Genomic DNA, 266 nt, shown 5'->3' on the forward strand with positions numbered 1-266 from the left:
CCCCCCCCCCCCCCCCCCCCCCCCCCCCCCCCCCCCCCCCCCCCCCCCCCCGGTTTTACGGATACGGCGACCACGGAGATCTACACTCGAATGGACACTTCTTTCCCGCCACGCCGCTCTTCCGCTCTGCTCGCCGGGTGGGCGTGGGCGCGGTAGTGGGCCTCGATCGCGTCCTCGATCGTGTCGTCCAGCTTGTGGCCGCCGCGGGCGAGGAACTTGATGCCGTTGTCCGGCATCGCGTTGTGGCTGGCGGAGAGCATCACGCC

Annotated in this window: 1 pseudogene; it reads right to left on the reverse strand. The window is 72.2% G+C overall.

Features of this window, described 5'->3' with window-relative positions:
- Positions 1 to 137: 137 nt before the first annotated feature.
- Positions 138 to 266: pseudogene (locus PUR71_RS00050) on the reverse strand (hypothetical protein); the annotation flags it as partial.

This window comes from Streptomyces sp. SP17BM10 (genome assembly GCF_036322405.1).
Taxonomy (GTDB): Bacteria; Actinomycetota; Actinomycetes; order Streptomycetales; family Streptomycetaceae; genus Kitasatospora.